This window comes from Congregibacter sp. (assembly GCF_965660375.1).
In the GTDB taxonomy this organism is placed as follows: domain Bacteria; phylum Pseudomonadota; class Gammaproteobacteria; order Pseudomonadales; family Halieaceae; genus Congregibacter.
The window spans coordinates 66,191-73,957 of the sequence record NZ_CBFHZO010000082.1 but is presented as its reverse complement, the minus strand read 5'-3'; the positions used below and the strand labels follow the sequence as shown (position 1 = coordinate 73,957).

At 56.9% G+C, this 7,767-nt stretch carries 6 protein-coding genes; 3 read left to right on the top strand and 3 right to left on the bottom strand.

The window, feature by feature from the left end:
* Both ggt and ACTG3T_RS07335 read right to left on the bottom strand, forming a co-directional pair.
* The coding region (gene ggt / locus ACTG3T_RS07340; RefSeq protein ID WP_439101609.1) for a gamma-glutamyltransferase at positions 1–1,603 on the bottom strand (1,603 nt) is incomplete at its 3' end.
* Between the two features lie 4 nt (positions 1,604–1,607).
* Entirely contained in the window at positions 1,608–3,005 is a 1,398-nt protein-coding gene (locus ACTG3T_RS07335; RefSeq protein ID WP_439101608.1) for an MATE family efflux transporter, read from the bottom strand.
* Between the two features lie 127 nt (positions 3,006–3,132).
* Here ACTG3T_RS07335 and ACTG3T_RS07330 point away from each other — a divergent pair, with 127 nt between their 5' ends.
* The 3 genes from ACTG3T_RS07330 to ACTG3T_RS07320 all read left to right on the top strand — a co-directional run bounded on the left by ACTG3T_RS07330 (position 3,133) and on the right by ACTG3T_RS07320 (position 6,726).
* Positions 3,133–3,735 (top strand): hypothetical protein, encoded by a 603-nt coding sequence (locus tag ACTG3T_RS07330; protein WP_439101607.1) that lies wholly within the window; start codon positions 3,133–3,135, stop codon positions 3,733–3,735.
* A 229-nt stretch (positions 3,736–3,964) separates the two neighbouring features.
* Positions 3,965–5,560 (top strand): hypothetical protein, encoded by a 1,596-nt coding sequence (locus ACTG3T_RS07325; protein ID WP_439101606.1) that lies wholly within the window; start codon positions 3,965–3,967, stop codon positions 5,558–5,560.
* 122 nt (positions 5,561–5,682) lie between these two features.
* Positions 5,683–6,726: a DUF481 domain-containing protein gene (locus ACTG3T_RS07320; RefSeq protein WP_439101605.1), complete on the top strand. Its 1,044-nt coding sequence runs from the start codon at positions 5,683–5,685 to the stop codon at positions 6,724–6,726.
* 66 nt (positions 6,727–6,792) lie between these two features.
* Here the strand turns inward: ACTG3T_RS07320 and ACTG3T_RS07315 are convergent, their stop codons facing one another.
* Complete coding sequence (locus ACTG3T_RS07315; protein ID WP_439101604.1) at positions 6,793–7,707, bottom strand: transporter; 915 nt, start codon at positions 7,705–7,707, stop codon at positions 6,793–6,795.
* Positions 7,708–7,767 lie beyond the last annotated feature (60 nt).

Genomic DNA, 7,767 nt, shown 5'->3' with positions numbered 1-7,767 from the left:
ACTCATAGCCGTGAGGCTCTACTTCATAGCCGCGCTGCTTCAGGGCACCAATGGTTGAGTCCGTGAGCGGTGTTGTCGGAGAGTAGCTAATCAGGTCCTTCGGCAGCAGCTGATGGTGGACCCGCGTCGCGGCCTGCGCCTCTGCCGCGGACATTCCAAACTCAACGATATTGCTCATCATCTGATAAACGGTGGTAAAAATCGTTGAACCACCCATAGCACCCAGCGCCATGACCACCTCCTTATTTCTGAGAAGCAGCGTTGGCGACATGGAAGACAGCATCCGTTTGCCCGGTGCAATGGCGTTGGCCTCGTCCCCCACCACACCGTAGTAATTAGGCTGATTGGGCGCCGCAGAAAAGTCGTCCATCTCGTTATTCAGGAGAAAGCCCGCACCGCGGACCACTACGCCAGAACCATAACTGGTATTGAGGGTGTAGGTGTTGGATACCGCATTGCCCTTAGCATCCAATATGGAAAAGTGCGTTGTGTGAATCGGCTCCCTCACCGCTTTCACAGGTTCCGTTGGAGAAATAGACACGGGGTCGATAGTTTCAGCACGTTTTTTTAAACGGACCGGATCCAGCAATGCTTCCATGGGTACATCCACGTAATCGGCATCACCCAGAAACCGCGCCCGGTCGGCGAAAATGCGCTTTTCGATTTCCGCCTTCAGGTGTATGTATTGAGGGGAGTTGTGGGCGAGCCCCGCGAAGTCGTCACGGAGCGAGTCTTTCATGGTTAGGTACTGAAAGATGGCGAGACCACCGGAGCTGGGCAATGGCGCGGTAACCACCTCATAACCCCGCCAGGGAAACGTCAGGGGTGAGCGCCAGCGTACCTCATAGGACGCCAGATCCTCTTTGGTAATGAGCCCACCTCCCCTCTGCATTTCGGCATCGATCAATTCTGCGGTTTTGCCCTTGTAAAAACCGCGGGCACCCTGTGCCGCAATGCGTTTGAGGGTCTCTGCCAATTCGCGCTGTACGAAGGGCTGCCCTGCAACCGCCTTGCCGAAGTAATCAATAAACCCCGAAGAACCCGCTAAACGCTCTCGTTCGTAGTCCATTTCATCGACAAAAGCTTGGGAAACTGTGAAGCCATTTTCTGCCAGCGCTATAGCCGGCTCCAGAAGGGCTGACCACGGCATTTCTCCGTAGCGACGATGGACCGCCCAGAGCCCCGCTACCGTCCCCGGCACGCCGACAGCACGATGACCGGTAAGACTCGCGTCGGGGTTTACCGCACCATTGCTATCAAGATACATATCCCGAAAGGCTGCCGCGGGCGCCACCTCTCGGTAGTCGAGAAACACCGGTGCTCCATCGACATGCAACATCATGAAGCCACCGCCGCCAATGTTGCCCGCTTCGGGGAATGTCACTGCGAGGACAAAGGCAACGGCGGTCGCCGCATCTACCGCATTACCGCCCTCGCGAAGCACTGCCAGACCAATTTCTGTTGCGTGTGGCTCCGGTGAGGCTATTGCCGCCTCCCCGGCGTGAAGCGTCGGGCCCCTGCAAACCACCCCTGACAAGATCAGAGCGGCGATTAGCGGACGCGCGACGTGAATTAATCGGTGATTCTCATGGAGCGATGTCATTGCTTTACTCTCGAACCTCGGTTTCGAATACTTTATCTCCGACTACATCATCGATGGGCTTGAAACGTAGCACCAGGACCACCGCCAGGATCAGCGTGAGCAACTCAGCCAGGGGAATAGCCAGATAAACACCGGCATCGCCCCACCATAATGGCAACAGCAATAAGCCAAAACCTGGCAAAACGAGGCTGCGACTCAGCGCTATAACCGCTGAGGGCAGCGGGCGATGGAGCGCAGTAAAGTAACTTGCCAGGGTGATGTTGGTGCCGTTGAGAAGAAATGCCGGCCAAAAGTAGCTGATGAATGCCAAAGCGATAACCGCCGCTGCCTGTTCACCAGGGCGTAAAAACAGGCTGATCATGGTCTCGGGCAACGCCAGTAACAGCACCGATACAAGTAGGCCCACAGAAAAAACCGCTGCGACTGCGGTGAGCATGAATTGACGGATCCGCTGTGGGTTCCCCGCGCCGAGGTTGCGGCTGATCATGGGCTGCAGGGACTCAGAAATTCCATAGCTTACTTCCAGACCTATCATCATCAGATAGGTGATGATGGTGTAGGCAGCCACTCCGTCGACGCCCTGACGGGTAATCATCACCCAATTGAAAAAGAGCACTACCAGTCCCACGGACAGCTCGTTGATAAATTCCGAAAAGCCATTCCACGCTGCCCGCCCAAGGTCGCTCCATTTCCCGCGCGCCAGCGACAGCCGGAGCGAACATCGAGGATGAAACCAGTGGGAGAGGAGAATGGCGAAAATAGCGAACTCGGCCAGCGCCGACGCCCAGGCAGCCCCGACGATGCCCCAATCGAGAAAGACAATAAACAGCGTATTGAGCGCGATATTGGTCGCCGAAAAGGCCACCAACCCCGTTGCGGCGAGCACCGGGCGTCCGTCAGCGCGCACAAAATAGTCCATGGTCAGGCCTGCAACGAAAACCGGCGCAAAGATGAGTACTATGCGCATGTACGCTGTTACCAGAGGCTGAACTTCCGGGGTAGCGCCCAACAAGCGCACGAGATCCTCCAGAAAAAGCAGACCAGCCCCGGCGATGACAATGCCCGCGCCGACGGCCGCAAGGAGTGTGCGGGTAAAAACAGCTGAAGCGGCGGCCGCGTCTTTTTGACCAAGAAACCGACCGCACATCACGGACCCGCCTACCGCCAGGGTAAAGACAATAGCCGCAAAGGCCGCCCAGGCCGGTTGCGCGAGATTCACCGCCGCCAGCGCTTTTGCGCCCACAAAATTACCGATGAAAATCCCGTCGATGATTCCTGCCGAGGTGACCGCGAGCATACCGAGCACTGACGGCACTGCGTAGCGAAAAAATGTCGCGACCACGGATCCACTGACCGGGTCATAGCGCGGATCGATACGGTCACGGTCATCAAGAGAGTTCATGGAGGGATTCTCGCAAAATAAAGGAGCTCACGCTCTCTGCATGGCTGGCCTGTCGCCGCTGGTCACCAGCAGATCTATCCGGAAGGACGGCCGTCCCTGTGCGCGGCAAGGTCTCCGCAAGGCGTCCATGCATCTATCTTTGCTTTCGGATTCGATTCACGAAGGCTTTGTGTTCGTCCCCAAGGCCATTGGTGGCCGCTATGTCGATGTGCGACTGGTGCAGGACCTCGCGGAACTACAGCGGCAAAAAGTTGCGGCAGTCCACGACAACCGCAAACTACCCATCGCGGATCAGTTGGAGCTCCGCTTTGGTTTTGCGATTCCCCTCCCCGATGGAATTTTCGACTATGAAAAGCTGGACGCGGAAAAAACCTATGCGGACAGGGAGCTTCCGGATCTCAGTCGTGAAGAACTGCAGGCGCGCATCGAGGCTCGTCCCTGCTGCGCCACCGACAACGACAGCACAGGTGACGGAGACCCGGTTAACATAGTGATCGTAGCCAAATCAGGAGACGTGTTGAATTCCCGGTCCCGCGCCGCAAGCAAGGAGCAACCCGCGGTAAACCTGGCGAAGGATCCCTACTTCAGTGACGGCCTGCGGCTGGTGCTCATGCTGTCAGCTGACCCCGTGCCCTACCCGCAGGTAGAGAGCCTGCTCTGGGATGAGGTAGTCGCGCCTACAGCAGAAGGACAAAGCAGCGCCGCTGAGCGTGTGCACTCTGACCGGTAGTGCATTACCATCGCTGGTCATTAACGCGTTTGATTCTCCTGTACTCCGCCTGTGGGTTCCCGGCGTGAGTGCGGAAAACAGCGCATCAAATATTGATTAGACCGGGTAAGCCGCCATGCGTATTTCCATTCTGATAAAACAGTCAACACTGCTCACTCACCTCGCTCGACAGAGGCTCCGGCGTCCGGCCTCAAAGAGATCATCACGGAGACTTCTCACGCTTTTCTTTGTGCTCTGGGGTACTTTTGCAAACGCCAGCAGCTACGAGGAACTGGTAGATCTGTTCGGCGACTGGCGGGCCTTTGAAAAACCACCGCTCCTTAACGGTGCTCCGGACTACACCGCCAGTCGTTTCGCCCAGGCGCACGCAGAATTGCCGGCGCTGCAGAACCGCCTCAACGACCTGGACACCAGCGACTGGCCCATCGAGCAGAAAGTCGATTGGCATGTGCTTCGCGCCGAAATGAATGGCTTTGACTTCAATCATCGCGTGCTGAAACCCTGGGTCCGGGATCCGGCCTTTTATCAGACCATCTGGGCCTACCGCAGCGATGTACCCGCCCACGAGGGCCCCACCCATCACGCGATTCTTGAATTGTGGACCTATGACTTCCCGCTGACGGAGAAAGAAGAAGATCGCATGATCCGTGAGCTGAAAGTGATCCCACCGCTGATGCAACAGGCTCGGGGCAATCTTACGGGCAACGCCCGGGATTTATGGGTGGCCGGTATCCGCAACATCGAGGACCAGGGCAAGCTAATCGATGACATCCGAGCCAAAGTCGGCGAGGGACTCAGCAGCGATCTTGATGCAGCGCTGAACAATGCCAGTGCTGCCACAAGAGATCTCATCGAGTGGCTTCTGGCCCAGGTACCCAATAAAACCGGCCCCTCCGGCATCGGCATGGAGGAGTACAGCTGGTACCAGTCACAGGTGCATTATCTGCCCATCGACTTCAAGGAAGAAACCATGCTCCTGGAGCGCGAGCTCGACCGCGCGTGGTCTTCACTGAAGCTCGAGGAGCACCGGAACAGCCACGTACCCCCACAGAAAGCGGTTGACAGCCCAGAGGCCTACGACGCGTTGGTAAAACGCACCTCGGAGCAGATGCTGCGCTGGCTCGCCGAAGAAGAAGTGCTTCCCATGCGCGACTACATGGCCGAGGAGCTCGTCGCTCATTTGGGAGATTACGAGCCTGAGGACGTGCGGAACTTCTTTACCATCGGTACGCATTACGATCCCCGCCCCCTTCTCTCGCACTTTTATCACTGGTTTGATCTGGCCGAAATACAGGAATACCCCCACCCCAGCCCCATCCGTCGTGGACCGCTCCTTTACAACATCTTTGACAGCCGCAACGAGGGCACCGCGACCGGCGTTGAAGAAATGTTCATGCACGCGGGACTGTATGAAGACAGCCCGCGCTCCCGGGAGCTTGTATGGATCATGCTCGCCCAGCGTGCAGCCCGAGGCCTGGGCTCTCTCAAAGCCCACGCCAATGAAATGACCATGGCGGAAGCCGGCACGGTACATGTGGAATGGACGCCCCGGGGATGGATGAGCAACGAACCAGAGCTCCTCAAATTCGAACAGCATCTTTATCTGCGCCAGCCGGGTTACGGCACGAGCTATGTCACCGGCAAATATCTGCTGGAGCGACTCCTTGCAAAACGCACGCAGCAAATGGAAGCCGCCGGTGAAGAATACCCGCTGTCTATGTTTTTCGAAGAGCTCCGTGACGCGGGTAGCGTACCGATATCCCTTGTTCACTGGCAGCTCACCGGAGATGACAGCGACATCCGGAAAATCATGGGCCGCCAGTAACGACCGCAAGCCAAAGGGGCTCTATCTCATAGCTTAAACGGTAGAAGCCTCTGGCCTGTGAACGGCTGAGAACCTAGAATTCGCGCCTTCACGCTGAATCAGGGTCTCGTCCTAACATCGCCATGCTTCCTCTTCCCCACTTTTTTCTTAGGCGCGGCGCCCGCTGCGCTGCGTTCGCTCTTCTTTTTCTGCTCGGAGGTCTCGCGCAGGCCAATGTTGACCGAATTGAGCTGGTCAATGGTTCGGTCATTATTGGCAGCTTCCACGACGCGGATAACGGCAAAGTGATGATCGATACTGATTTTGCTGGAATGCTGACCATCGAAAAGAGCAACATCGTTGCCATGGATGTGGCCTCAAAGGTGACTCTGCAGATGAAGGACGGCGCCGTTCTGAAGACCGACAACCTGGTGGTAGACAACAGAACCCTGAGCCTCACCACTCAGGGCAGGACGAGCTATGCCCTGGAGGAGCTTCTGCGTATCAACCCGGAACCCTGGGAACTTGGGAAGGGTTATCGTCACACGGGGGTGGCGAGCTCCGCATTTTCCCTGCAGCGGGGCAACTCGGTGCTGGATGAGCTCGATTACCGCGTGGACACGCGCTGGAGCGGGCTCAAGGATCGCTACACCCTCAAGCTGGAAGGCGAAGTCCGGGAAGCCAACCGAGAACGCAACACAGAAAACTGGATGGTTACGGGCAAATACGACCGCTTCAAAACTGGCGATTACTATTGGGGAGTCTCGGCCTCGGCAGAAGAGGACCGCTTTGCGGATCTCGATCTGCGCACGACCTTCGGCCCCTATCTCGGACGCAGTCTGCTCGTGGGAACACCTTTTGTACTGGAGCTCGAAACGGGCCTGTCACAGGTCAATGAGGATTTTAGCGCTGCGACCGATCGCAGTTACGTGGGCCTTACCTGGAGCGTGCGCTCGGAGAGCCAATACTTTGGAGACGCGTCGCGCGTATATGTGGATCATAAAGGCGTCAAAAATCTGGCCGACCGGAACAACCTCATCCTCAACACCACCGTAGGACTAGCCTTTCCACTGCTCGGACACCTACAGGGCGCCACCGAGGTGGTGCTGGATTACAACAGCGGCGCTGTGGAGGGAACGGAGGAGTTGGATCAAACTTATCGTTTCCGTCTTGGCTATACCTGGTAAAACATAAGCCCGGGTAAATCCAAAGCTCTTTTTCCTCGAAGACTTTCTGATTTAAGGAAAGGCACCCTAAAAAGCGCGAATCCAGCTTAGAGAGAACAGATCGTAATCACCGCCGGTTTCAGTGACGGTGCCCGTGGACGCACCGAAGCGCAAGGCATTACCCGGTGCGAGGGGATAGACGAGAGTCGCTCCGAAACGGGAGTTCCGCTGCAAGTCCTGATTCTTTGAGCCTCCCACACGAGTCCGGCCACCCACGTAATAATTGGCATCCAACGCTGCCCAAAAACCGCGGGAGAAACGTTTGATAAGGTGAAGCTGCGCATTAGCCACCGGTTCCTGCTCCCGGGTCTCACCCACAAAGTTATCGTTATCCCCAAAGAAGGCAACGGATAGTTCGCCCTCGAGAAGCCAGGAAGACGTCAGGGGGTAGATAACACCCAGACCCGGTTTAAGCGACCAGCGATTGGTGCCAATGTTGATGATCCGGTCGTTGTCATAGGCACCGGTGGGCGCTGTCACGCTGAGACTGCCTCCCACAATAGGCTTGGGATCGGCCCTCAAAGCGGCAAAGCCTTCTCGATCCATGGCGGGTGCGCCTAAAAGGTTTACCGCCAGCCTCATGGTGGTATCACCCAGGCCCACGGTGCGCCGCGTTAAAAAAACGTCCTGAACCTCAGCGGAAGTTTTACCGTCGGAGGCAAGTTGGATAAGCGAAAGGTTTGCGGTCCGTCCGGCGATATCGAGAGTTCTCTGATAGCTGAGCTGAAAGTAGTCAATGCTTGAGTCGACGCCAGAAATGGGGAGAGATTGATCGACGATAATATCGCCGCGGCTGTGTTGGTAACTCAACGACAGCACATTCGTGCCTACGGGACTGGGCCAGAAAGCCCGGGGAACCAATTCCTGCGCGGAAACGTTGATGGACGCAGCGAGTGAGACCGCGCCAAAACATATCGCCATACGCTGCAACGTTCTCACCACCTATCCCTCCCGCAGATAATCGGAGCAGAGCTTACCGTATTTCGTCAAGGGTGCCAGCGG